Here is a 25,389-nt window from a genome sequence, read left to right as displayed (position 1 = left end):
CTCTACAAGTAACTGTTCATAAACCAAAGGACACCGTCACTAAACAGCGCTTCATAGAGCACAACATCTGGAAACCAAATATTGACCCCAACTCGGAAAATCAACACGATCATGGACACCGCTGCGATGGCACATGCGACCCAAAACCATGACAGCAGACGACTCAACCAAAGCAGCGCTAAAACAAACAGCAAGGTAGCTGGCGCAAAACCAATCCAGCCCAATGCATAAATGTAAGCAATGAAAAGTCCACCGGTTATCACTACCACTTGATAGTAAGGTAGGTTTTCAATCAGCCCTTGGATTAGACTAGGCTCACCTTTCACGGGTTTTAATAAAGTCAGAAGCTTAATAAAGGAGAAAAAAGCTAAGATACTTAAACCTACCAACGGTGCGATATAGGGCTGTGTATACCAGCCACGCGCACGCTTTAAGGTGGTGGTATGCTCTGGGAAGCTAATGATTAAGTAACAAGTGACAACCAAGGTCACAATGAAAAACAGTTTAGATTTACGCTGTGCATGGTCCATTTATCTTAATACCTCAACTTGCTTGATGGTATTTGAAATCGGGACAATGAGAACCGGAGTGGAAGCACTGTGAATGACTTTCTGAGCGGTCGACCCTAAAAATAAGCGGGACAGGCCACTGACACGGCGGTCTCCCATCACGATCATCTTTGCTTCAATGTCTGTTGCCACTTCAACAATTTTTTTCGCCGGTTCACCAAACGTGACAATGACTTCGATTTGTTCTGCATCGAACTCGGACTGCTGTAGCTCTTCCGTGACGAAGTTATGAATGCGCTGTTTCATGTAAGTGCGAATTTCTGTTTTTAGCGACTCAAGATGCTTGTCGTGGGCTTCTTTAATTCGAAATCCGCCCAGTGTTTCATCTTGGCCTCTATGAAATTGCTCTGACACATGTAAAAAATAAATTTGTCCTTTACTTTGGATTGCTTGCTCAATCGCCGCATGCAATACCACTCGACTTCCATTTTCCAAATCGGAAGCATAGAGAATATGTTTCATGAATTACCCCATAAAAAAGGCGTAGCCTCAGATCGAAGCTACGCCTTATCTTTATGATTTACTTAGCTCGGTTAACCACTTTTCTAACCGTATACTCAAGTAATCCTTCTTTACCGAATTCAACACCCAGACCAGAGTCTTTGTTACCACCAAATGGGATATGAGGCAGGACTTCCGCATGGTTATTTACCCATACAGTGCCAGAGTCTAATTGAGACACCACCCAATCTAACTCTTCACACGGCTCGCCCCAGACAGATCCACCCAAAGCGAATTCTTTGTGAATCGCGTGTGACATCACCTCTTTGACATCATCAAACGGAATGATCGGCAACACAGGACCAAACTGCTCTTCACACACCACCGACATCTCGTGTTGCGGATTTTTCACCAATGTTGGCGCAATAAAGTAGCCATCCAAACCTTCTGGCAGCGCAGGTTCAATGACCTCAGCACCCGCCGCTTTGGCTTCGTCGATCATGGCTCTCACGCTGTTAAATTGCTTCTCATTTTGCACCGGACCAAAGGTCACACCTGCATCCATACCATTGCCAACGACTTGCGCTGCAGCAATTTCCGCCAAGGCCTTGGCAAGCGCGTCGTACTTAGAACGATGCACGTACAAACGTTTCAGACAAGCACAGGTTTGTCCCATGTTGATGAAAGACGTCATGTAGATCTTTTCAGCGATCTTGCTGATGTCCGCATTTTGCAACACGATGCCCGCATCATTGCCGCCCAGCTCAAGAGTGATTTTCTTAAGGTCTCCCACAGCTATCTTAGCAAGGTGTTTACCCACCGGGGTCGAGCCGGTGAACACTAGCTTCTTCACATCAGGATGTTGCACCAATGGTTCACCAATCGCTCGGCCGCCACCGACCACTACCTGAACCAAGTTAGGAAGGGTGTGCTTGTTGATAATTTCCGCTAATTTGATGGTGTTGATAGGCGTTGTTGACGCCGGTTTTACCACCACACTACAACCCGCTTTTAGGGCAGGCATGATGTGCCACACTGCAATCATCAGTGGCCAGTTCCACGGCGTGATAGACGCCACCACCCCAACAGGTAAACGCTGAATCTCAACGTAACGCTCGGCACTGTCTTCGATCACTTCCGCTTCTAAAGACAAACTCGCGTTGTATCGAGTCCAACCAGCAGCCCCACCCACTTCCATTTGCGCAATCGCAAGCGGTTTACCTTGTTCTGAAACAACGATTTGTGCCAATTCCGCTGCACATGCCTCGATTTCGTCGGCAATGTTCAGCATGGCTTGGGTACGCTCTTCATCAGATTTCGAACGCCAAACCTCAAAGGCTTGTTTCGCGGTTTCAACAATGCTGTTTAATTCCGCTTCCGTGGTTTCCGGAATACTTTTATAAACCGCTTTCGTGGCAGGGTTGATTACATTAATCGTCATGTAGTACACACCATTTTATTGTTATGTGGATTTCAAACCGGCAGGCATGGATGGCTATTTATTAGCTTCCGCCAGTTTTTTCGCATTTTCGTAATCTAGCTCGATTACTTTTTCGGCATCATCCATATTGGTCCAATACACACCGGCACCTGTCGTCTCTTGAAGTTTGATTACGTCAGGGCTTTGCAGTGCAGTTTGGGCAATGGATGCGATTTTTTCTTTCACTTCTTTAGGCGTGCCTTTTTTAACAAACAGACCGTTCCAAAGTGTTTGAGTGATTCCTGTTTCTTCATTTAGTGTTGGTATGTCTGGTGCTGTAACCAATCGATTAAAGGTATAAGAAGTAAGTAGCTTCACTTCACCTGAATCTAAACAAGGAAGGATTAGTTGCGTTGTAGTATTGGTAATATCCGCATCACCGTTCGCTAAAGTCGCACAGTTTAGCTCGTTAAACGCTGAATCAGACGCGATATTGATACCCAACTGATCCGCGGCTTTGAAGGTTAAAACAGTCGGTAAGGCTTGATAGCCGAAGTGGCCAAGAGAAATATCGTGAGTTTTAGAGTATTCCGCTAATTCTGCCAATGTGTTGTATGGGGCATCAGCCTTGGTTGCCAAAACAAATGGGTAATCTAAGAAAATACCCACTGGTTCAAAGTCGTCTTTTGAGTAAGGCGCATTGCCACCCACTACTTGAGAAGTTACCAAGTCCACCACGAATGAGCCAATCACGCTGCCATCTGGGCGTGATTGAGCGACTGCTGTAGCACCCAATACACCACCGCCACCAGGCTTGTTGACAACACTTGCTGGCACGCCTGTCTCTTTAGACATCTCTTCAGCTATTTTACGAGTTAACACGTCCTCTAAGTCGCCTGGCGGCCAAGGCACAACAAAGCGAACTGGGCGATTTGGGTAATCCGCAGCCATGGCTGCTGTCGACACAGCTCCCATTACCATAGAGCATGCAATTGGTGCTAATAGTAGTTTCGCGCTTTTTTTCATTTTTATGCTTCCTTTTGTTTGCGATATATCAAAGTTACACATACGTCTCTATATCCTCTATGTCCCTTTGGGGACATTTTTACAGCGATGCAAATACAGCCCGAAAGTTCAGTTTCTGGGCCATTTCGGCTAGTTCTGTTCAATCATGAAATGATTAAAAAATGCAGCCAGTTCACGATGTGCTGTTATTGGTAAGATTGCGGCAATGTGTTGATCTGGACGAACCACTACTACACACCCATCCGTACGATTAACGCCACGAAGGTCATAAATATCACTGCCTGGTTTGGGTTGATATACCTTCTCGTAGTCACGCAGGCCGTATTTGCCTTTAGCAGGCCAAAGGTAGGGATGAAGCTCATGAATTGACAAGTCTTGTTGTTGAAAGACCGCATAAGTATCAATGACTGAGTCAATATCAGCATCTTTTGGCGTAAATTTGATGACTGGTGAGGTTTCATCATTGGCTAAGAAATCAATCAGTTTATATGCCTCAGAATTCTTATCAATCGGACTTTGTTCACCACCAAAAACAAACAGGCGCCAGCGGCCATCTGCTTTAACTAAATGTCCTAGATGCTCAATACGTCCATCTGCGGTACGTTGCGCTTCGGCAGAATGAAAGCGTTGACCAATTTTGAAGCCCGATGCCAGCTCTTGGTATTCCTGCCCAGTACAAATATAAGAAGGAAAATACTCAATTGCAGTGCCTGAGACAAAGCCGCTTTGACGCTTCATAAAGGCTTCAATTTTAGCAGTGTCGACTTTAGCTTGTTTGGAATCATCACCCGCATCAGGACGCGTCGCCACCAGCTTAGATAGTTCGCGGTCTGCATCAATAAGTTGTTGGGCCACTTTGCGACGCTCGATCTCATAAGTATGCAAAAGCTTCGGATCACTTTTGCCCTGAAGCACAGACGCTAGTTTCCACCCCAGATTAAAAGTATCCGGCAAAGAGGTATTCAGCCCCCAGCCCCCTTTCGGACTGTGAGTATGGCACGCATCACCCGCAACAAAACCTCGTGGAATGATGTCTTCAGAACTGCCAACTGGGCGATTATCAAAACGCTCAGCAATGCGCTGACCTACTTCGTAGATCGACCACCAAGCGACTTCTTTCACATCCAATGTATACGGATGAAAGATTTTCTGTGCTTTGGCAATCAAATCTTTCTCTGTCATCTTTACATCGCTGGCACGCTTATCTTTGCCCAGTAGATCCAGCTCGACATAGAAACGGCATAGGTAGCCGCCTTCACGGGGGATGGTCATTACAGCCCCATGATCTTTGGACTGAATAAAACTCTTTACACGGATATCAGGGAAGTCTGTATTAAGCAGGATATCCATAACACCCCAGGCTTTGTTTGCGGAATCACCTTGCAACTCTATCCCCATACTTTTGCGTACGCGACTACGTCCACCATCGCAGCCAACCACATACCGAGCCTTCACCGTTTCGGTGTTGCCATTTCCGGCGGCATCCGTCCGTTTAAACACTGCAGTAATCGGATACGCCTGAATATCTTGAGTCAACGCGTCGTCAATTGACAAGTCAACCAGCTCGCGACTGTAGTGAGGCTCAAGTTGTGTAATGGAATTTCGCATACCATCAATAAGTAGCTCATGTAGACGAGCTTGGTTGACAATGCCGTGGGTAAATTCAGACAGCCCCGCCCGCGCATCTGCAATTTTCTCGGTGCGCTTAATGTTTTGAGGGTTTTGCGCATCCGGCTCCCAGAAAGTATTCTGCTTCAATTGATAGGTCTCTTTTACGACCATTTCACTGCTATTGAAGGCTTCCATGATTTCCATTGTGCGGCACGAAATGCCGTCTGCACGGCCGAAAAGCAGCGGACCTGGCGCCATATCTACGATGCAGGTTTTGATGTCTTCAAACTCTGCCATTTGACGCGCCATCGTCAGTCCTGCCGGACCAGTACCGACAATTAGGACATCCACGTTAGTCGGTAAATCCAATACAGGTGGGTTTGGATATGGCTTACGAGCTCTATCTGGCACTTGATAGTTTCCCGGCTTAAACCCGTTCAAATGATATTGCATTACATGTTCCTCTTTTTATATCGGGACTGAATCCCTATATAAAAATTAATTAACATGTTAAATTGATAACTGTCAATAAATATCAAATAACTGGAAGCGCGATACTTAATTTTCCAGAAAAGTCCTAGTGATTAGCTCGAATTGGCCATTCATCTCGACTGGAGCATTTCTAATAATGTGCTGTATCTGAACACATAAAAATAAAGAGGTTTTGCCATGAAGCGTCCTAATCCATTGCTTGAAGATCTTAAGTCTGTTCTTCCGGAGATTGCCAAGAACGCATCTCACGCGGAAGATTTGCGAAAAGTCCCAACTGAAAACATCGAACTGCTGAAAAAAATCGGGTTGCACAAGGCGTTTTTGCCTAAAGCCTACGGCGGCTATGAGATTTCGCTACCAGAGTTCTGTGACTGTATTGCGGCACTAGCGGGCGCTTGTTGCAGTACTGCTTGGGCCTTTAGCTTGCTTTGTACTCACAACCATCAAATGGCGATGTTCTCAAAAGAGCTGCAAGAAGATGTGTGGGGCGACAACCCAGATGCAACGGCGAGCAGTAGTATTGCACCGTTTGGCAAATATGAAGAAGCCGAAGGCGGTATCAAGTTCACTGGCAATATGATGTGGAGCAGCGGCTGTGATCATGCTGAATGGGCCATTGTCGGCTTCCTACGCGACAACAGCGAAGGTGCGAAAGACTACTGTTTCGCCGTGATTCCTCGCTCTGATTACAGCATCCAAGATGATTGGCACTCCATGGCCATGAAAGGCTCTGGTACTAAGACGCTAGTGATCGAAGATGCCTTTGTGCCTGAACATCGTATTCAAAAAGCAAAAGATATGATGGAAGGTAAATCTGCTGGTTTTGGCCTATACCCTGACAGCAAAGTTTTCTACGCACCTTACCGCCCTTACTTTGCTTCTGGCTTTGCTTCCATGGCATTAGGTGTGGCTGAACGCATGCTTGAAGTGTTTAAAGACGTTACTTCTAAGCGTGTTCGTGCTTACACGGGCGCTAAGGTCAATGCAGCAACCCCAGCTTTGATGCGTTTAGCGGAGTCGACACATCAGGTTAATGCAGCCCGTGCGTTCATGGAAAAAACGTGGGACGAGCACCGTGAATTTGCAGAAGCGCATCGCTACCCAAATCGAGAAGAACTGGCTTACTGGCGTACTAACCAAGCCTATGCCGTAAAAATGTGTATTGAAGCTGTCGACCGCCTTTTCAATGCGATTGGTGCAACACAGTGGATGCTGGATAAAGAAGCTCAGCGCTTATTCCGTGATTGCCATATGTGTGGTGCTCATGCTTACACCGACTACGATGTCTGTGCCCAGATCCTAGGCCGAGAAATCATGGGACTTGAGCCAGATCCATCATTACTTTAATCAACATTGCTGCGAGAGCTAGTGCTAATTGCTCTCGCTCACTTCTAATAATAAAAGAGCACTCAGATTATGAACTTCGACCCAAAAGAATTCCGCCGTTGTCTTGGCAACTTCGCCACTGGCGTGACCGTTATTACCGCTCAATCTGAAGACGGCACCAAAGTGGGCGTCACCGCCAACAGTTTTAACTCCGTATCGCTTGATCCACCGTTGGTGCTATGGAGCATTATCAAAGAGTCAGGCAGTTACCCAGTGTTTGAAAAAGCAAGCCACTTTGCTGTGAATATCCTGGCCGCAGATCAAATTGACGTTTCCAATCATTTCGCCCGTCGCAGTGAAGATAAATTCGCTGAAGCAGAGTTTTCTTTAGGGGCAGGTAATGCTCCCCTGCTGGCCAATACAGCCGCTAACTTTCAATGTGAAAACTACCAGATCGTAGACGGTGGCGACCACTGGATTATGATCGGTAAAGTAGTCGCTTTTGAAAATCACAGCCGTAGCCCATTGTTGTATGTTCAGGGTAATTACGCTGGCGCGATTCCATTTACCGGCACCCAGTCTAGTGACCCGGTGGCATCACCCTCTACATTAGAACGCCTGCATAACAGTGCGATTTATTTAATGAATAAGGTGTTGCAGAAGATTCAGGAAAACTACCTGCCGAAACAGTCTGCGTCTGGCTTAAGCACCAGCGAAGCGCGTTTACTACTAGTGCTGAGTGACACATCAAACACTACCCTTGAAGATCTAAAACATTTGGTCACCATCCCTGAAGAAGACGTGACCGCCGGCGTAGATAGTTTGCAGCAATTTGGCTTTATTAACGCTGATTTTTCTTTGACGTCAAAAGGCCAAGAGATGGCCGATAGGCTCTGGGATATTTCACAAAAACAAACCGATGAAGTGTTTGAAGAGTTCACGGATGAAGAATATGAAGTCTTTAAGCAACAGCTTCAGATGCTGCTTAGACAGCTTTGCTGATGTAAACATCCGCATTTTAAGTTAATGCATTCAAAGGCCAAGGGGAATTTTCCTCTTGGCCTTTCGTGCTTTCAAATTGAGAGAGATAAACCGTTGAATAAGACCCTTAGCACGCTCATCCTAATGTCCATGGCCAGCCCATTGGCACTGAACATGATCATTCCTCTGTTGCCCAATTTAGCGCTGCACTTTCAGGTCAGCCATAGCTTAATACAGATGAGCGTGTCTCTTTATTTGATTGCACTCGCTGTGGGGCAACTGTCGGTGGGCGTTATGATTAATGCCCTAGGACAATCTAAGACCATCCAGCTTGGTCTAGTGCTCTTTTTAGCGGGAGGAGCGCTTACCTGGTTGGATGTAAATGTGTACTTCCTACTTGTTAGCCGAGTACTACAAGGACTAGGCGGTGCGGTCTTAGTGTCTAATGCCCGATCATTACTCGTGCTGACCTACGGCAAAGAGCAAAGCTCACATATGATGGGTTACATTGTCATGGCGATTGCGTTATCACAAAGCATTGCTCCACTGCTAGGGAGTTATCTCAGCTCCTATTTAGGATGGGCAAGCATTGGACTTCTCTCTGCGATTCAGGCTTTTATCCTTATTCTAGCATTCAAGAAAGTAATACAAGGCCATATTCAACCCACCACGCGACTTGGCTTAGCACAGACCCTTATCCAGTACCGTGAATTACTGCAAAACACGCAGTTTCGGACGTATACCGGTGCCAATACGCTCATCGCCTGCTGTTTTTATATTTTCGTTGCTAGCGCCCCGTATTTAATTCCCGATACATCACACAACCCTGAGTTATTTGGCTATTGGTTTATTTGTATTTCTACCAGCTTCTTAGTGGGCGGCTTTTGTAGCACTCGCCTTAATAAAATCTGGCAAGTAAATAAAACCATTAATGTTGGCAATGTAATTTGTGTAATGGGCGCCATTTTGCTGTTACTCGCACAGTTCATTCTACCGACATCCTATGCAATGCTGTTTTTACCCATGTCTTTAGTCACCTTTGGACGAGGTATCAGCCAACCCTCTTATCAATCTGCAGGTGTAGGCGCACTGGCAAATCAGACCACAACCGCAGCAGGCTTGATGGGCTTTTTACAGCTGTCTATGGGCGCGTTTATCTCTCAGCTGGCACCCTGGCTCATTACGCTTCATAGCAGCTTATTCGCAGTCTGCATCCTGGCGTTCTGTGCTGTGGCCGCTGTCTGGCATTTCTGCGTTTACAAAACGCTTTAGCTCACCGCATAACTATGAATACCAACCACTTACCTTTAAACTATTATAAAACTTATTAATTAAGCCCTACTCACACATGAAGAAACTTGAAGACTCATTAACCCTACAGCTGCTCCGAGCCCGCGAGTCAGCAATGACATTTTTTAGACCTGTATTACAACAAGCAGGCTTCACGGAACAACAATGGCGAGTATTACGTGTACTGAACGACCACAAGGAATTGGAAGCGAAACAACTGGCACAGCTGTGCTGTATTTTAAGCCCTAGCCTGACTCGTATTATTAAGAGTTTTGTAGAAGACGGCATGATCATTCGTATTCGCTCTCACGAGGATCAACGCATCACTTTGCTGTCGTTATCTGACAAGGCAAAAACACTGGTTTCAGAATTTCGTCCATATGTGGACGCTGGCTATAAACAACTGATCGATCAATTAGGCGAGAAAAAATTGAAAGAGTTAAGCTCATTATTAGAAGAAGTCATAAAACTCTCTCCTCCTAATAAATAAAAAAGCGCAACCAGAAGGTTGCGCAAAAAAGGGCAGAACTAATAAGTCATTCAATCATTAAGCGATGATCGAGAATCATCACTTATAAGTTTATCTATATGATTCAACACTCTAAATAGCTCTTTGGGGACATTTTGATCGGCCTAGAAACGCTCAAACTTATACGGCGCAGGATCAATGATTGGCGTCACATCAGATACGATATCTGCTGCCAATTGCCCCGCTGCAGGCCCAGTGCCAAAGCCATGACCTGAAAAGCCTGTAGCGATCGTTAAGCCTGGAATGCTGTGAATACGATCAATCACTGGATTAGAATCCGGTGTCACATCAATCACGCCCGCCCATGCCTCTTCGATGGTTGCTTGTTCAAACGCAGGCCACGCCTTACTTAAGTTATTCAATGCATCCTGATTTAGCCCATGGTTAACGGAAGGATTATTCACCCGAACTTTTTCCATCGGGCTAATATCCTCAGCTTTCCATTTGCGTCCCAATGCAAGGTCTTTAAAGAACGTTGAACCAATCGATACTTTTAAGAAGCTACGTTGGTGTTTTAATTGTTCTAAATATTTATGACCAATTAATAGATGATCCCATGTTACTGGCGCATCCAGCTTACCGCGTTGCGTAATGATGTAACCACCATCTTGATGCTTTCTAAACGAAAAGTCTGGACCACCCACAGCAATGTCCGTTGGGCCATCCATCGGTGCAGTGCGCAACACAGAGCACACCAGTGGTAAAGTGGGCAATGAAATCCCGTGGTTACCTAGGAAGCGGCGAGACCAAGCACCGCCCGCAAGTAACACTTGCTCACAGCGGATTTCGCCTTTTTCCGTTAACACACCGCTGATGTTACCCGCTGTTGTAACCAATGAACGTACCGCACAATGTTGTACGATCGTAGCGCCCTTTTGCATGGCCGCTTTGGCCATCGCGGGCACAGCAAGATGAGGTTCAGCCTTACCATCTGTCGGGGTATACAATCCCCCTTTCCACTGCCCTACACCGCCCGGCACCAACTTATCAATTTCCTTTTGAGACAGCATTTTCGAGCCTAAAGACAAGGACTCAACCGATTTGAGCCACGACTCGTGCATTGCCAACAGCTCATCGGTTTGGGAAAGGAACATAATGCCAGATTGCTTATAACCTACGTCACTGCCAACCCGCTCGGCCATTTGAGCCCAAAGTTGATCCGCCGCTAAGGCAAGTGGGACATCATCAGGATGACGGCTGGTTTTACGAATCCAACCTAAGTTTCTCGAAGATTGTTCGCATGCAATATGGCCTTTTTCAAGCAGCACCACGGAGATATTGCGCTCTGCTAGAGCTAACGCCGCAGACACACCTGCGATACCACCACCAATCACCACAACCGATGCAGAGCTAGGTAGCTCGTCCTGCGTCGCCAAACGCTCAAGTGTAATCGTCATACCATTCCTCCATAAAGGTTGAATCAGATCACCAATTCAACCTTTTGCCGTTGATTACTGGGCAATCGTGATCGTTTCCACGTCTGCTTCAGCGGCACCACGGTATGCGGTCACTTCCAGCTCCACTTTGTAGACTGTTGAACCTAGCGGTGGACAGGTTACCGTTGTGGTTGGATCCACGCCGCGGAATTTAGTCCCAATGAAAGCCATGACTTTTTCAGTGTCCGCAGGATCCTGAATGAACACGCGTGACACAACGACGTCTTGTAGACTGGAGCCAACCGCCACTAGTGCGCGCTCAATGTTTTCAAAGACTTGTGCCGTTTGTTCAATCACGTCTTCAGGAATTTCTTTGGTATCAGGGTTACGGCCCGCCGTGTTGGATACGTAAATCCAGTTATCAACCGCAACAACACGAGAGTAGCTTGCAATTTCTTCAAATTTTGAACCAGTTTTCACTTTAATAATTTTAGCCATGGATATGCCTTTATAAGTCAGGTTTTAAATCAAGTAGAGTCAGGGTTACGCCAGTGCCGGGGTATTCCAAAGGTTTAGCGGTACACCAATGCCTTTTTCAACAGCGTTACGGTAGACAACAGTTGCCCAAGCAACGTCTTCTACGGGCATTCCGCCCACTGACATGATGATGATTTCTTCGTCGTTTTGACGGGCAGGTGTATCTCCAGAGACAATCGCGCCTAGGTCCTCAAGATCCGTTTCCGCCATTAATTTGGCATCGATCATGTCCATGAAACGCATACCCACTAGAGGAATGTGATTGTGTGCAGGTTTTGGCACTTCTTCGTACCAAGCTTTGTATAGACCAATACTGTCCATCACTTTACGGACATTGTCGCTGCTCATGCCATCATCCAAGCTACAGCTCGCAGGCATGGCTAAGAACGCTCCAGGTTTCACCCACTCGTGTTTCACCATTGGGTAAAGAGAAGGATCACCAACTTCGCCAGAATTACAGAACGACACAAGATCCGAGTCACGAACGACCTCTTCAATGGAGTCAACAACCTGGATGTTTTTTAACTGCGGGTAGGTCTCTTTCACCCAAGCCACAAAGTTATCTAGGTTTTTCTGGCCACGGCCTTTGATTTTGATGGTATCGATATTTGGACGCACCGCCATAAAGGACGCAACGGTTGTCTTACCCATCACACCAGGACCCAATAGACCAATTACTTTGGCGTCTTTACGAGCTAAATGTCTTGCTCCCACACCAGGAATGGCACCGGTACGGTAGGCAGAAAGTAGGTTTGCCGACATCATTGCCAAGGGGGCACTGGTTTCGATGTCGTTCAAGATCATCATCAGAATAGAACGAGGCAAGCCACGCTCGCGGTTAGCGATATTTGAGCCATACCATTTAACGCCACAGGTCTGAAAGTCTCCGCCAAGATAAGCTGGCATCGCCATCAAACGACGATCCGCCGTTGGCTTTGGCATCGTTGGAAATGGGGATTCCTCTGGAAAAGTAATCATTGCTCCATGGGAGTCGTTATTCGGCCCTGCCATGCGGTAATCACCTTGGTGCAGCAGCGCAAACATCTCTTCCATGGTATCCACACACTGCGCCATGTCCGTGACGCCAGCTTTGATCATGTCCTCTTCCGACAAGTAAATAAAATCAATCTTAGTATTCTCGGCCATGTTACACCTATACTTAACATGTTAATTTTTATTGTAATTGCATTTACTACAACTCATGAGAGTCGTAGTATCTGTTGGATACGTTAAAGTGTTCGGCATTAAAAATATTGAAGAAACGCGCCAAGTGCGGAAATAACTGCACAGTACAAAAGTAAGAAAACAAGAATTAAAAAGGCATCAGCAATGCGTACATCAGCAAAAGCATGTCAAGGAACGAGTGAGCAGCCATGGTTTGTGCTCAATGCAATGAAAGGATTGACTCAATATAAGCCCCAAGTTAAAGGCCTGTCGCAAATTTACCGTTTTCAAGCGGGCGCTAGCTCGGATGCAACATTTGCCATTCCTGATGGCTGCATTGATATTATGTTTGATTGCTCAGAATCCACACCAAGCGCCAAAATTTGTGGCTCAACATTGCAAGCTCAAAACGCAAAGTTGAAACCTGGTCACGAATACCTTGGCGTGCGCTTTACACCTGGCGCTCTACCAAGATACCTCAATATATCCGCGAAAGAGTTGATCAGCCAACGGCTGAACTTATTTGATCTCGCCCAAGATCGCGACCATCTGTTGGAACAGCTCATTAGCAACCAAAACTTTAACCACCAAGTCCAAATCATCCAGCACCACCTATCTGGTGAGGAATTTTCTAAACCGTCGAATAAAACCCAAGTGGCAATGAATGCCATTCATGAATGCTCAGGCAACATTCAAATCAACGAATTGGAAACCCTCACAGGCATAAGCAAGCGAACCCTACAGCGTTTATTTCGAGAAGAATTAGGGATTTCCCCCAAGGAATTTAGTCGAATCGTTCGCTGCCAATGCGCCGTGAACCAGATCAATCAACTGTCTGAAGTCACCTTTATCGAACTTGCTCATAACCTAGGCTTTAGTGATCAACCACATTTCATGCGTGAGTTTAAGAATCTCGTCAGCTCTACACCATTCGCCTATCAACGCAAAATTTTAGAAAGCTCTTATGCGTCACGGATACAGCAAGTCAGCTAGACATGATAGAATATAGTTAACTTGTTAATTATATTCTATCTTTAGGAACAGAGATGTCCATCAAACTTTCAGTGGTTGATCAAACCCCCGTACATGGTTCCCATGGTAAAAATGCAGCCCCTTCCCTTAGCGTAGAACTTGCAAAATTATGCGATCAGTTAGGCTATTACCGATACTGGGTTGCGGAACACCATAACAGCATTCATTTTGCCAATCCTTGCCCGGAGATATTGGTGTCTCATCTCGCTAGTGTGACCGAGCGTATACGTGTCGGCAGTGGTGGCGTGATGCTCTCTCATTACAGCCCATTAAAAGTCGCGGAATGTTTCTCGATGATGGCCACCTTGTTTCCAGACCGAATCGATCTGGGCATTGGCCGTGCTCCAGGTGGATCGGGACTGACATCACAAGCGTTAGCCTATCCACATGCACCGAGCGCTGGCGATTATTACTCGGAAAAAGCGCAGCAACTGAAAGGTTTCATACATCAAACACTGCCTAAAGGGCACCCATTTCATGACATCAAAGTCATGCCTGATCACACCCCACAGCCGCAACTATGGATGCTTGGCTCCAGTGGTGGAAGTGCTGAGCTAGCAGGTCAGCTGGGCTACAACCTTGCCTTAGCGCGCTTTATTGACCCTGATAACTGTCATCCTGCGATTTTTGCTGGCTATCGAGCTGCCTTTGAAAAAGCTAATCATGAGCATTCAAGTCATACCATGTTGGCGATTGCGAGCATTTGCGCAGAGACAGAAGAGGAAGCCAAACTACGTGCTGGCACTGCCGTGTACCGTAAGTTAGCCGCGCAAATGGGACAGCGAGCTGACTTTCTAACACCGGCTGACGTTCAAGACCGCTATCACCAACTACCGGTGTCATTGCAAAGTGCTTACGATCATATTCTCGCTGGATATACCGTAGGCACCCCAGAACAATGCTGGGACGAGATCCAGCGTTTATCAAGTGAATATGGCTGCCAGGAAATCGCAATGGTAACCGTCACGTACAGTCAAGCAGAGCGTCTGGATAGCTATCGCTTAATTGGGCAACAGCTTTAGAGTATTCCTAGTATACCGAACGAAAAAGACGCCTCTGAAGTCGTCTTTTTCGTTCAGCCATTAATTACTCAAGGTCAGGCTCGAATAATCCGCGCTTCATATAAACCTTCACCCAGATGGCGGCAATGATTCCAATAACCAGCAACATTCCTCCCGAAATGCCGTAGACCAGTTTCAAACCTCGAAAAGCAATCATCTCAGAGCATGCCGATCCCATCCTTTACCCGTAACATTTCGAACAATCTGTTCTCTTCATCCCTGCTCACTGTGGAGACTTCACTACCAATTCAGACGTTCCTATACAGAAAACATCGAAGATGAGCGGAGTCAATTACGATCACACAGGCTATGTGTACCACCTATCACTGTTTTTAGACAAACGGAAAGACAGCTTGAGGAACTTTCGATCGTAACAGCGTCACAATTAGTTTGTATTGAAGTTTTTCGCCATTAATTCGCATTTTGAATAGATGTTCAGATATTTTTGGTCACTCAGTATATGTTTCAATTTAGACACAAGCCTCACATACTTTATACTGAGTGGAATCTAGCGCCCACCATCCTTGAATCAGCCTAATATAAAATTGTTGAATACTAGAACGAACTGAATACCTTAAAGTAGAACTCTCATCATCCTTACAGAAAGCTAGCAGGTTGTTAGAAGTCAAGTTAACGACATATCGAGACATGCACCAGAGCTACTACAAGGCTTATTGTGACAGCTAAGTATTCCTAGAAAATTAGCTTTAGAAATCCCTACAACCTCCTTCAGTTCTGCTAGAAACATCAATAGGTCACAGCACCTTTAAATAAAAACCTACTCACAAGATCTGGCGAGAACATAAAGCAGTTAAAGATTTAAATTAGCTGATAGGCAGAAGACGCAAATAAGGTAAAACGAGGTATTCGAAAAGAGAAGAATAGGAAGCCTGTGACTTCTTGGTACGAACTGCAAAATCACACTAGAAATGCCTTTGGAAAAAGGTCACAAGAATTGACGCTCGAAAAATGTGAGACAAATCGATCACAGCGTGGTCACATGGAAAATAAAGAAAAATTATGGTCACAGCGTGGTCACAAATGCCATGTAACTTAAGGAAGATAAAAATTATTTAATATCAGATACTTATAAGGGAATTTCTAAGTAAGAATAGATGGTGGGTGTGGAGAGGTTCGAACTCCCGACATTCGCCTTGTAAGGGCGACGCTCTCCCAACTGAGCTACACACCCATCATAGTTTTACATCTTGAGGAAAGATGGCGGAACGGACGGGACTCGAACCCGCGACCCCCTGCGTGACAGGCAGGTATTCTAACCAACTGAACTACCGCTCCATATTGTCATAAGTTGTTTAACCACTAACTTATAAGTGGTGGGTGTGGAGAGGTTCGAACTCCCGACATTCGCCTTGTAAGGACTAAAAATCAAAAGAACTTTAACTTGCATCATCCAACCTTGACGAGCGTTTTAACTTAATATCATTTTAAATCAATAACTTATAAAATAAATTATTGGCTTAATTCGCGACATTAAGAAAAACCGCTCAAGCTTTGCGGCCAATTTTATAAAAAAGTGGTCACAGCACTACTCAATCATCTCAACAGAAAGAATACTCACTGATGAGCTTCGCTCGACAAAGGGCGCGGATAGTACAACATTGAATTTTTATGTCTAGCTTTGGATAACATTTTTTTAAAAAACTTCTGAGTCATTAATAGAAGCGAGATGTGAAGCTACTAAATTGTCCGAAATACAAATATCCAACATTGTCTGACATTGTCTGAGATTCTCTCAATTCGGTTTTAAATTGGAGCGGAGAAAGCTTAGGCGATTCGCGATTCTGATTTTAAATGACGGCTCGATAGGCTGCGGTGGAAGCCAGTTATTATCAGCTTTCTTGTAGTCCATTTGCACACCATCCGGCACGGGCTGGAACGCTTGAGTGCCTCTTGTCGATACTGAGGTAAGGCAAATTGGTATTTACTGGTGATGATCTGGCTTAGCAAACTGGGGGTCGCGATACCTTTTGAGATAAGGCTGGGCGTTGATGGTGCTTGTTTGATCGTGACGTGCGTTTCATTCTGTTCGCAATGACGGCAGCCATACTTAGGACGAACCGTTTCAATGACGGTCATTTTAGCAGGGATAAACTCTAAACGCTCCGAACGATCCTCGCCAATACGATGTCGCTCCCCTTGGCAACACGCACAGACTTTTTCTGCCTCGGATACATCCAACTCAATGACGGTGCGAGGAAGATCTTTAGGCAGCTGTTGACGCTTAGGACGGTAACGCGTTGATGCATCGCTCTTTTCTAACGATGGATCGGCTTCGTTTGAAGTCTCTTCTTCTGCGACCACCGTTTCGGCTTCATCAAACAGCTCACCTTGACCAGGACTCTTCTCAGAGCTTTTTCCAAACGGGCGATGTTGTTCCAAACGCCATTGCTGTAGAAGGCGTTCATAGCCGGTTTTCCAATGGTCAATTTGCTCGTTCTTTTCACCCAACAGAGCCTCTTTTTCCGACAACTGCTCCGCTTGCTCAAGCAATAGCTTCTTAAGCAAATCCATGTCGTCAGGTAAGTCATTCAGTGTCTTTTTCATGACGTGGATTATACCAATCATGAGCAGATGAGCGTGCTAAATTTCGTGATAACGGTAGGTTATTTTTGGGTAGGCTTGATCTAGACTAAGAGGTAAGCCATCCAGTAGCCAATTGAGCCGTTTCGGCGATACTTGCAAAGACAATTGCTCATCTTCGATGCCCGGCCATTGAAACACACCTTTTTCTAAGCGCTTGTAATGCAGCCAAAAGCCATTAGTAGACCACTGCAGGACTTTGAGACGATTACGAGTTCGGCCGCAAAAGACGAATAAACGATCTGAACATGGCTCTTGCTCTAAGTCGTACGCAACGATAGTGGTTAAACCATCAATGGATTTACGTATATCGGCTGAACCACAAATCAGAATGACAGGAAGGGAATCGCTTGTATTGAACACAGTCATTACTCAAAAAGCCATGACTATGCCGAATCTGATGCGCTAAATTAAGGCGTGGTTCACTGGACGCTTACGCTTCTAATGGGGATCGAGTTTATCCAGCAGGCATGCATAAACCCAGTTCTCATAGATGTAGCCCCAGTCGATTTCAAAAGTTTCGGCACTTCGGGTGGTTATATCGTGACCTGCCAACTGTTTGAGATACTCTTATGCCTAAGGCTAATGCTGCTAGCAGGCATACTGAAAGACTTTCTGCACGGATCGGAATGCAAAGCTTGTTGAATCGTATTTGGTAAGTTTGAATATTGTCCTGCTTCGGCAGAGTCATAACAGGGACGCGATCATAGGTCTTCTCGGCTAATTCATAAGAGGCTTCGTCGTGGCTGGCAGTACTGATAAACCAGAGATTAAGTGGCACCAGAATCTGGTGACATTCTTTCAACCCTTTAGGAGCGTTGGTAGCGAGATTTCAGTCAGACTGATCAAACTCTCGCCATAGCCTTTCTTCTCTAGTGCTGATAGAAATTCCGATAAGTATTGTTCGGGTCGTGACAAGTTCATCTCATCAAGCAAAATCACGTTGCAGGTGTAACTCCAGCGTGGTGTCTGAGCCTGATACAAGGCTTGCAAACAATCTTTCTTCAAATGCACTCAGTGACCTAGTAGATATTCACGGCCACTCAAGCCAGTTTGAACGGCAATGTCAGTAGTGTTTGCTCCAGTTTCAACTCACGTTCATCCAAAACATGCTTACATTCTTGCCCTGCGGACGTCAGTTGTACTTTGCCCTTCTGAATAGCCAGCTTCAATTCGTATTTTTGCTTTTGAAGCTCAGTAAGAGCCTCCCATACAAAGGCGTCTGCCACAACAAGTTCTAGAAGAAGGATACTACCGTAGCAACGCTACAGTACCTTATAAACTTTCTAATTTTATAATCCCTCCAACTCAACCAAGGTTAATATTTGCCCTAGGAAAGGTGTTACAAAAAAAGCCCTACCTATCATACCCACATAGATATTATCAGCTAAACTCTCGTTTACTTGATAAGTAAGAGTCCCATTGCGCCAATCAACATTTAACACATCAATGGCGCTAAAACCAAAGCAACGTTGTACAAAGGGATAAGCAGCTTTGTAAAAGCTTTCTTTCAGGGAAAAAATCAAGGTAAACAGCTCACATGTAAGCTGTTGTTTAAAAAGCGCTCGCTCTCTCGTGGTCAAGATCATATCAGATATATCTGCCACCAATTTTGGATCTACAATAGACTCGATATCAAGTCCGATACTGTGTTGCTTTGATACCATAGCTAATGCAACCCCATTACTATGGCTAATGCTTCCCCAATTACCTCGGGGCCAAGTTGGCTCGCGATTTCTTCCATAACCAGGGACACTGTTTTCTCCAAGCTCAGACAAGGCTTGCTTGGCGCAATAACGCCCTGCCACAAATTCAGCTAAGCGTTTTGACATCGCTTTATCCAGAGCATTTGGAATACTTATACCCAATGACTTGGCAGCTACTGCCTGATACTTTAAATGATCAAAAGTATGCCAATAAACCGCCGAACTTCCAGAAAACGGAGAGGTGAGCTTCCCTCCTTGTAAAATAAATCCTTTATCCAGTTCTTGCAAAATTATCATTTTATTCTCTAGGCAGATAAATTATCTAAAGTTGCGCTCCTTGCTAAGCCCAGCTTGAATTAATTAGGGCGACTCATAAGCTAAAAAATTTGCAGCATATTTGCGCAAGGTGCTCCTCAGGTACAAACTTTACAGATATCAAGAGTACCAATGATGGCCGAGTAAAAATGGCTACCACTCTTAATCCAGCTGCATTGCACTGTTCTCAGAACAAGAAATCACTTAGAACCTATGAAACTTGAATCGATTTGACGCTACTTACGACACATGGAATCCATCTTTGATTACTCACTAGATCACTATACTGAATACTGGTAATGATCAAGCAAAACTGGGATTTAAAATTGGTAATGAGCCCCAACACCAAGCGTTCTAGGCTCCCCAAAAGTCGCCACGCTCACTAATGAATTTGAAATAAATCCTCTAATGTACTTTTCATCCGTCACGTTGTTGGCAAAAAGATAAAGATTCCAGTCATCCTCTCGATACCCCATTTTTACATCAAAGACGGTAAAACCAGATCGTTTAGATATTTTCTCATTGGCATCATCAAAGAAGTACATGTCCCCCTGACGCAGAGCATCAAGACGCCCATACCAAGCTTCGCCTGGATCATAGGCAAAGCTTAACCGTACCGTGTGAGAAGGTGTTTCGATCACATGCTGCCCATCATAATTAGTACTACCAGCATCGTATTTATCATACTTCGCCTCAGTTACCCCTAATGCTGTACTGATTTGAATATTTTCCGTGGCAAACCAATTCGCTTCGACTTCAAGCCCTTGGGAATGTGCTTTTTCTGCGTTAGAGGTTAGATATAAACTGCCTATCTCCTTGTATACATGAATATCTTGGATATCCATGTAAAAAGCGTTTGCCGACAATGTCACCGTATCAAAAGAAGCCTTGAGCCCTATTTCATAGTTATCAGATGTTTGTGCATCAAACCGATTATCCTGTTCACTGCCCTGCATTGCATAATAGTTGTACCCTCCAGGCATATAGCCTTTAGAGTAAGATCCATACATCATCCAATTATGATTAAACTGATAGCTCAGCGCGGCTTTCGGTAGTATTTTATGCCAAGTATGCTCGCCTGCTAAATGGTAGGTGGACTCACCTTCCTTTCCTTTCGGTAGATAAAACATATTCAGATCTATGTCTTTTTGAATTCGTTGCAAACGACTCCCTAATGTGAGCTCCCACGCATCATAAAATGGCACCATAATCTGACCAAATACAGCGAGGGTTTCACTATTGGTTTCCGATTCTGCGTTCATACGGTAGTTGCCAACAAATGTTTCGGGCACCTGATCCCCATCCATATCAGCGTAAAATGGAAATTCCATCCCTGATGGTGCCTGTCGGCACGTCGATTTATCAAAATAAAGTCCGCTTACCCAGCGAGTTCCATTCGCAAGGTTATTTGAGAGTTTAAATTCTTGGGACCAAGACTCGGTCTCATTTTGATTAAATTGAGAGAGTCCAGCATAGGCCTCACCATTACCAAAGTCAGCATCATATAAGCCATCTATATCAACATTTTTATGGACCGTCGTGGAGTCAAACACCACTTTGTCGAAGCGATATAATAGATTTAAACTCTGTGAATCGGTTTTAACGGTTTCCTTTTGCGGCACGTCATAGGTAACGAATTCTGCGTCATCTCGATTAAACTCACTAAGTTCGGCGCCGGAAGGTAGCCCATAAGCGTCCCACCAAAACCCAGTCCGATGATGATGTTGGAGGTTTAGTTTCGCTTTAAAATCTTCTGTTGGTGTGTATAAAACATAAGCCCCAAATTTGGTGCTATCTTTTTTGTTGGCTTCTTTATCGGCTCCAGGATAATCATTCTCGATCCAACCATCATCCTTAAGACCCTGTCCATTAATACCAACAAACAAGGTATCATCAATCACTGCGCCATTAGCATTAAACGAGCCAAACAAACGATTATGACTGCCAGCTTCGACACCAACGTTACCTTGCCACTCATTATCAGGCTGTTTCGTCACGATATTAATCACAGCACCGATAGCATCTTTGCCGTATAGCGTACCTTGAGGGCCTCGCAATACTTCTACTCGCTCAACATTTGCTAACGATGCGTCGAAGTCATAATAATCGGTCGAAGGCACACCATCTATATAGACCACAACAGGGTTGTTATTGGTAAATAAAGAAGAGCTAAGTCCTCGAAAACTCACACGACTCCCGCCGTTCGTTTGAACACTCATATTAGGAATCTCTTTCACCACATCGGTAACTTGTTGAATTCCTTTGTCTTCAAGGTCGTATTCGCTCAACACACTCACGGCTTGAGGCACCGTTAGGATGTTTTCTTCTATTTTATTAGCCGTAACGTTTAAAGGCGCTAACGTTTGGGCATTTGTTTCTGTATCGGCCTTGGCAAGACCCGACATGACCAGACTTGAAACCAAAGGTGCCAATAATGAAACTTGATATTTGAACTTCATTTACGCAACTCCTAATCAGTATCTTCTTGGGATAATGATAAAGAGCTGCCACGTTAGAACTACTCAAGCACGGATAAATTACCGGTGCATTTATGACTGCTTTTTAAAGTGTCATGTCTCACACCTTAACCCGCCATTTTAGAAACACCGGTAGCGTATGAACGCCTATGCATAGAAGGGGTTTTACCAAAGAAGTTACGAAAAGCAGACGAGAAATGGCCATGATTGTTGTAGCCCACTTGCAGCGCAATGTCTATGATAGGCATTTGAGAAGATTCAAGTAAATAAGAAGATTTGCGCATCCGCAGCTCAAGCAAGTATTCAAACACCGTTTTTTGATTAAGCTGCTTAAACCCCTGCTTCAACTTAAACTCATTTAAACCAACAGTTTTGGCTATTTGAGACAAAGTAGGCGACGATTGTAGCTGACTATTTAACATCTCTTTTACTTGTTCTAAACGCTGTACATCACTGATGGTCAACTTAACTGGGCCGAGATTACGGCAGTGTTCCTCTACTATGCGATCTAGCGACAACTGCAACAAGGCATAAGCAGAAGCACGACGAGATAGGCCGTTCATGACCCCTAAACTGGGCTGGCGGTAAAGCTGATTAATCTGCTTCAGCATACTTTGAGACATCGACCCAAAAAGAGAAAAACAGATTTGAGGAGTGTCGAATATTGGCTGAAAAAGGTTAGTAACTTGTGGCCTAGGCTCATGCTGTAACAATTGGTGCAGTAAGGACACATCCATACATAAAGAACTCGAAGCTACCGATTGCTGCGCACGATAGTCACAATAGCCATCCATATTAGGAGTGTAAACTAAGCAAAACTGGCCTGCTTTCATCTCTTTTGCAGTTCCCCAGCCGTCGATATAATTAATAGGCGAGCCATCAATGACATAGCCAAGATGAATATAACCAGAAAGAGGAGCGGATGACATTTCTATGCGCATCGGGCGATGCGCGCAAACCAGACCTTCCATATAAAGTAATGACGTATCAATCTTTTCTGATTTCATATGCATAGTGCATAGCTCAGGATCCACTAGACTAAACTCATTCTCCTCTACTCCAGAATATAGCCCTAACAGATCAGATTCATTAATTACTAAGTGTTTCATTACTCAAAGCAGCGTCAATCAACAATGCTACAATATAACATAACAAAGCAATTAACGCGGCTCAATTCATAGGAATATTTTAGTAAGTAACACTAATACAAATACTTCTTAATCAACTACCAATCATAACGCATACCAGCACCAAAGGTTCGCCCTCTTCCTGGTGCGCCATAGGCAGCGGATTCGGCCCCATAGTAGCCATAAAGATCATATTCTTCATCGAGTAGGTTCGTTCCCCAAAGATAGAAGTCAGCCTTAGCAATGTTTAGCCCTACATGCATATCCACTTTATTATAGGCATTAAGATCAAAGTGATTTTGCGGATCAGCTGGACGCGTACCAGTGTAACTCCAACTTAGACGAGTATTTAACATTGGTGCCTCCAAACCGCTAATCGTGAGTGGCTTTTTCCATGCCACAGCTAGCTTGCCTGACCACGGCGACACGTCTGGAACCTTATCGCCCTTCGTGACATCGCCTCCACCAATGCCGACTAAACCAGTCTCAATCGTAGCGTCAGTGTAGCTAATGCCACCTTCAACAGTAAGTTGATCTGTCACAGCCACCATTGCACTTAACTCGGCACCAACACTTTGAGTATCCGCATTAACAACACTTGATACAAACGTATTTGAGTCATAGGACAACAGGTGATTATCTGTTACTTCATTGTAAAAAATAGCTCCTGTCATACTAAAGCTCCCATCTCGAGAAGCTTTCTTCATACCAAATTCGAATGAATTCACCTTAGCAGGCTTATAAGGCACACTTTCGATAGGCTGTGCTGCGTAGTCATTGAAGCCACCAGGGTTATAACCCCTAGCGAGCATACTATATAAGCGCACAGTATCCGTAAGGTCATAGCCTAAGCCTAGACGCCCAGTAAAAAAGTCGTCATCTAGATCCCGATGTTCTGAGGTCACTTCCCCACCACTGGCATAACGACCATCGTATTCCCGATCTTCCCACGAGTACCTTAGCCCAGTCGTCAAATCCCAGCGTTCAGCCACAGGGAATGTCGCTTCGCCATAGATACCATAGCGATCTGTTTCAAAATCTCGATTACGGGCACTCCCCGCCCCATACATATTATAGGGGGTATCGAAATAGCGATCCGACTGGGACAAACTAGCGCCTGCGGCCCAAAACACTTCAGCATGAGGCAATGAAGAAAAACGCAAGTTCTGAGTAAACACTTTCTCTCGGCTTTCATCCGTTTGCCAATATTCTCCTGCGGAGCCATATAAAGCACGATACAGATATTGCCCATACGCCACGGGAGCAATGTTATAGGAATCCGTATAACCAGACGTCGCAGTAAATTGGCTACTATCAAAATCATGTGAAAGTTTCACGCTGTAACGTTTTACTTCTTTTTCATCATCGTCATACAGCCCAGGGGTAAGGCTAATGGCTGGATCCGATGAATAAGGTCGCAACACAAACATCTCAGCCATATCATCTAGCTTATGCTGCTCAGCTGACACTAATACACTCGTGCGGTCGGAAGCATCCCATAACAAGCTGCCACGAATCGCTTGCTTTTTAGGACTACTCATTTCTTTTCCAGTTTGATCATTGGTCACCCAATGATCATAGCCAGTAGCACGTACCGCTAACCGCCCACTTAGGTTTGTTGCTAAAGGGCCGCTAACAGCGCCTTCAACAAGGTATTGATTTTCTTCTCCATACTCAGCGCGCACATAACCTTCCTGATAAGGTGTTGGTTTTCGGCTTGAGATATTTATGCCTCCGGCTTCCCCTAATCCACCGAACAAAGTTCCTTGAGGGCCTTTCAAAATCTCTATACGTTCTACATCGAATGTGCCAAGTGAAATATTACGGCTAGAGATAGGACTACCATCTAGCATTACTGCTACAGAGCTGTCATCCATACTCATTGGATAGAGCGCACCCACCCCGCGAATATAAATAGTGGAAACGTTGGCTCCACCGGATGTATTGACGTTGACACTTGGTTCGCTGATTAATACATCTTCCAGCGTGGTTTGACGAAGGTCTTCAATATCATCTGACTCAATAACATTAACGCTAAAGGCGAGATCTTTTGCTTGTTCACCATCTTGGCGAGCACTTACATAAATTGGCCCTAGTACACTTTCATTTTTGACATCAGAAACCTGTTCAGCATGTGTAAAAGAGCCTACCAGTACCAATGCAGCACTATTGCCAAATACTAGCCAGCGTCTAGCCATTATGGCCACTAACTGTTTGTATCCCATTAAATTTCCCTCTCATTAATAGACTATCCCGAATGGACAAGGACTTCGCCGATAATGATAATGAGTTGCATTTAACTAAATAC

22 protein-coding genes and 2 tRNA genes are annotated in these 25,389 nt (G+C 44.9%); 6 read left to right on the top strand and 18 right to left on the bottom strand.

Annotated elements, in window-relative coordinates; genetic code table 11:
- Positions 1-2 precede the first annotated feature (2 nt).
- The 5 genes from ACXAC1_RS15660 to ACXAC1_RS15640 form a co-directional block, all read right to left on the bottom strand.
- Entirely contained in the window at positions 3-530 is a 528-nt protein-coding gene (locus ACXAC1_RS15660) for a hypothetical protein (protein WP_475062646.1), read from the bottom strand.
- A complete protein-coding gene (locus tag ACXAC1_RS15655; protein ID WP_475062644.1) occupies positions 531-1,031 on the bottom strand; it encodes a universal stress protein in 501 nt (166 codons plus the stop codon).
- 58 nt (positions 1,032-1,089) lie between these two features.
- The gene (locus ACXAC1_RS15650) at positions 1,090-2,451 is read right to left on the bottom strand and encodes an aldehyde dehydrogenase family protein (protein WP_475062643.1); all 1,362 of its coding nucleotides are present in this window, start codon (positions 2,449-2,451) and stop codon (positions 1,090-1,092) included.
- Positions 2,452-2,505: 54 nt separating this feature from the next.
- Entirely contained in the window at positions 2,506-3,456 is a 951-nt protein-coding gene (locus ACXAC1_RS15645; protein WP_475062642.1) for a tripartite tricarboxylate transporter substrate binding protein, read from the bottom strand.
- Positions 3,457-3,585: 129 nt separating this feature from the next.
- Complete coding sequence (locus ACXAC1_RS15640) at positions 3,586-5,520, bottom strand: FAD-dependent monooxygenase (protein ID WP_475062640.1); 1,935 nt, start codon at positions 5,518-5,520, stop codon at positions 3,586-3,588.
- 216 nt (positions 5,521-5,736) lie between these two features.
- Here ACXAC1_RS15640 and ACXAC1_RS15635 point away from each other — a divergent pair, with 216 nt between their 5' ends.
- The 4 genes from ACXAC1_RS15635 to hpaR all read left to right on the top strand — a co-directional run bounded on the left by ACXAC1_RS15635 (position 5,737) and on the right by hpaR (position 9,646).
- Complete coding sequence (locus ACXAC1_RS15635; RefSeq protein WP_475062637.1) at positions 5,737-6,906, top strand: p-hydroxyphenylacetate 3-hydroxylase oxygenase component; 1,170 nt, start codon at positions 5,737-5,739, stop codon at positions 6,904-6,906.
- A 69-nt stretch (positions 6,907-6,975) separates the two neighbouring features.
- Positions 6,976-7,887 (top strand): p-hydroxyphenylacetate 3-hydroxylase reductase component, encoded by a 912-nt coding sequence (locus ACXAC1_RS15630; protein ID WP_475062635.1) that lies wholly within the window; start codon positions 6,976-6,978, stop codon positions 7,885-7,887.
- 93 nt (positions 7,888-7,980) lie between these two features.
- A complete protein-coding gene (locus tag ACXAC1_RS15625; protein ID WP_475062633.1) occupies positions 7,981-9,138 on the top strand; it encodes an MFS transporter in 1,158 nt (385 codons plus the stop codon).
- Between the two features lie 76 nt (positions 9,139-9,214).
- Positions 9,215-9,646: a homoprotocatechuate degradation operon regulator HpaR gene (hpaR, locus tag ACXAC1_RS15620; RefSeq protein WP_475062631.1), complete on the top strand. Its 432-nt coding sequence runs from the start codon at positions 9,215-9,217 to the stop codon at positions 9,644-9,646.
- 143 nt (positions 9,647-9,789) lie between these two features.
- Here the strand turns inward: hpaR and ACXAC1_RS15615 are convergent, their stop codons facing one another.
- Genes ACXAC1_RS15615 through ACXAC1_RS15605 form a run of 3 tightly spaced genes read right to left on the bottom strand, consistent with a single transcriptional unit; the run spans position 9,790 to position 12,744 of the window.
- Complete coding sequence (locus ACXAC1_RS15615) at positions 9,790-11,082, bottom strand: NAD(P)/FAD-dependent oxidoreductase (protein ID WP_475062630.1); 1,293 nt, start codon at positions 11,080-11,082, stop codon at positions 9,790-9,792.
- Positions 11,083-11,136: 54 nt separating this feature from the next.
- Entirely contained in the window at positions 11,137-11,559 is a 423-nt protein-coding gene (locus tag ACXAC1_RS15610; RefSeq protein ID WP_475062628.1) for a RidA family protein, read from the bottom strand.
- A 45-nt stretch (positions 11,560-11,604) separates the two neighbouring features.
- A complete protein-coding gene (locus tag ACXAC1_RS15605) occupies positions 11,605-12,744 on the bottom strand; it encodes a tyramine oxidase subunit B (protein ID WP_475062627.1) in 1,140 nt (379 codons plus the stop codon).
- Between the two features lie 183 nt (positions 12,745-12,927).
- On the opposite strand from ACXAC1_RS15605, the gene ACXAC1_RS15600 reads away from it, so the two are divergent.
- Both ACXAC1_RS15600 and ACXAC1_RS15595 read left to right on the top strand, forming a co-directional pair.
- On the top strand, positions 12,928-13,755 hold the full coding sequence (locus ACXAC1_RS15600; protein ID WP_475062625.1) for a helix-turn-helix domain-containing protein: 828 nt from the start codon (positions 12,928-12,930) through the stop codon (positions 13,753-13,755).
- A gap of 53 nt (positions 13,756-13,808) precedes the next feature.
- The gene (locus ACXAC1_RS15595; RefSeq protein WP_475062624.1) at positions 13,809-14,816 is read left to right on the top strand and encodes an MsnO8 family LLM class oxidoreductase; all 1,008 of its coding nucleotides are present in this window, start codon (positions 13,809-13,811) and stop codon (positions 14,814-14,816) included.
- A 1,155-nt stretch (positions 14,817-15,971) separates the two neighbouring features.
- On the opposite strand, the gene ACXAC1_RS15590 is transcribed toward ACXAC1_RS15595, so the two are convergent.
- From ACXAC1_RS15590 to ACXAC1_RS15545, 10 genes are all read right to left on the bottom strand, one after another.
- Positions 15,972-16,047: transfer RNA gene (locus tag ACXAC1_RS15590), tRNA-Val, on the bottom strand.
- A gap of 27 nt (positions 16,048-16,074) precedes the next feature.
- A tRNA-Asp gene (locus ACXAC1_RS15585) sits at positions 16,075-16,151 on the bottom strand.
- 489 nt (positions 16,152-16,640) lie between these two features.
- Positions 16,641-17,420 carry a transposase domain-containing protein gene (locus tag ACXAC1_RS15580; RefSeq protein WP_475062623.1) on the bottom strand — a complete coding sequence of 260 codons (780 nt, stop codon included), beginning with the start codon at positions 17,418-17,420 and terminating at the stop codon, positions 16,641-16,643.
- Positions 17,421-17,456: 36 nt separating this feature from the next.
- Entirely contained in the window at positions 17,457-17,819 is a 363-nt protein-coding gene (tnpB, locus tag ACXAC1_RS15575; protein WP_475062621.1) for an IS66 family insertion sequence element accessory protein TnpB, read from the bottom strand.
- A gap of 438 nt (positions 17,820-18,257) precedes the next feature.
- Positions 18,258-18,470: a hypothetical protein gene (locus ACXAC1_RS15570; protein WP_475062619.1), complete on the bottom strand. Its 213-nt coding sequence runs from the start codon at positions 18,468-18,470 to the stop codon at positions 18,258-18,260.
- 29 nt (positions 18,471-18,499) lie between these two features.
- Complete coding sequence (locus ACXAC1_RS15565) at positions 18,500-18,685, bottom strand: hypothetical protein (RefSeq protein ID WP_475062618.1); 186 nt, start codon at positions 18,683-18,685, stop codon at positions 18,500-18,502.
- Positions 18,686-18,748: 63 nt separating this feature from the next.
- Positions 18,749-19,459 (bottom strand): 4'-phosphopantetheinyl transferase family protein, encoded by a 711-nt coding sequence (locus tag ACXAC1_RS15560; protein WP_475062617.1) that lies wholly within the window; start codon positions 19,457-19,459, stop codon positions 18,749-18,751.
- A gap of 338 nt (positions 19,460-19,797) precedes the next feature.
- Entirely contained in the window at positions 19,798-21,936 is a 2,139-nt protein-coding gene (locus ACXAC1_RS15555) for a TonB-dependent receptor (RefSeq protein ID WP_475062615.1), read from the bottom strand.
- Between the two features lie 125 nt (positions 21,937-22,061).
- Entirely contained in the window at positions 22,062-23,063 is a 1,002-nt protein-coding gene (locus ACXAC1_RS15550) for a helix-turn-helix transcriptional regulator (protein WP_475062613.1), read from the bottom strand.
- 116 nt (positions 23,064-23,179) lie between these two features.
- Positions 23,180-25,306, bottom strand: a complete 2,127-nt coding sequence (locus ACXAC1_RS15545) for a TonB-dependent receptor (protein ID WP_475062611.1) — start codon at positions 25,304-25,306, stop codon at positions 23,180-23,182.
- Positions 25,307-25,389 lie beyond the last annotated feature (83 nt).

This window comes from Marinomonas sp. AWM4_232, from assembly GCF_056158325.1.
The sequence above is the reverse complement of the archived record's forward strand: the minus strand, read 5'-3'. Positions and strand labels throughout refer to the sequence as shown.

Bases quoted from the DNA above. Each gene is read 5' to 3' on its own strand.
- ACXAC1_RS15615 (WP_475062630.1), bottom strand. From the start codon at position 11,082: ATGACGATTACACTTGAGCGTTTGGCGACGCAGGACGAGCTACCTAGC.
- ACXAC1_RS15655 (WP_475062644.1), bottom strand. From the start codon at position 1,031: ATGAAACATATTCTCTATGCTTCCGATTTGGAAAATGGAAGTCGAGTG.
- ACXAC1_RS15630 (WP_475062635.1), top strand. From the start codon at position 6,976: ATGAACTTCGACCCAAAAGAATTCCGCCGTTGTCTTGGCAACTTCGCC.
- hpaR (WP_475062631.1), top strand. From the start codon at position 9,215: ATGAAGAAACTTGAAGACTCATTAACCCTACAGCTGCTCCGAGCCCGC.
- ACXAC1_RS15580 (WP_475062623.1), bottom strand. From the start codon at position 17,420: ATGAAAAAGACACTGAATGACTTACCTGACGACATGGATTTGCTTAAG.
- ACXAC1_RS15595 (WP_475062624.1), top strand. From the start codon at position 13,809: ATGTCCATCAAACTTTCAGTGGTTGATCAAACCCCCGTACATGGTTCC.
- ACXAC1_RS15610 (WP_475062628.1), bottom strand. From the start codon at position 11,559: ATGGCTAAAATTATTAAAGTGAAAACTGGTTCAAAATTTGAAGAAATT.
- ACXAC1_RS15645 (WP_475062642.1), bottom strand. From the start codon at position 3,456: ATGAAAAAAAGCGCGAAACTACTATTAGCACCAATTGCATGCTCTATG.
- ACXAC1_RS15545 (WP_475062611.1), bottom strand. From the start codon at position 25,306: ATGGGATACAAACAGTTAGTGGCCATAATGGCTAGACGCTGGCTAGTA.
- ACXAC1_RS15640 (WP_475062640.1), bottom strand. From the start codon at position 5,520: ATGCAATATCATTTGAACGGGTTTAAGCCGGGAAACTATCAAGTGCCA.
- ACXAC1_RS15560 (WP_475062617.1), bottom strand. From the start codon at position 19,459: ATGATAATTTTGCAAGAACTGGATAAAGGATTTATTTTACAAGGAGGG.
- ACXAC1_RS15550 (WP_475062613.1), bottom strand. From the start codon at position 23,063: ATGAAACACTTAGTAATTAATGAATCTGATCTGTTAGGGCTATATTCT.
- ACXAC1_RS15600 (WP_475062625.1), top strand. From the start codon at position 12,928: ATGCGTACATCAGCAAAAGCATGTCAAGGAACGAGTGAGCAGCCATGG.
- ACXAC1_RS15635 (WP_475062637.1), top strand. From the start codon at position 5,737: ATGAAGCGTCCTAATCCATTGCTTGAAGATCTTAAGTCTGTTCTTCCG.
- ACXAC1_RS15660 (WP_475062646.1), bottom strand. From the start codon at position 530: ATGGACCATGCACAGCGTAAATCTAAACTGTTTTTCATTGTGACCTTG.
- ACXAC1_RS15605 (WP_475062627.1), bottom strand. From the start codon at position 12,744: ATGGCCGAGAATACTAAGATTGATTTTATTTACTTGTCGGAAGAGGAC.
- ACXAC1_RS15650 (WP_475062643.1), bottom strand. From the start codon at position 2,451: ATGACGATTAATGTAATCAACCCTGCCACGAAAGCGGTTTATAAAAGT.
- ACXAC1_RS15555 (WP_475062615.1), bottom strand. From the start codon at position 21,936: ATGAAGTTCAAATATCAAGTTTCATTATTGGCACCTTTGGTTTCAAGT.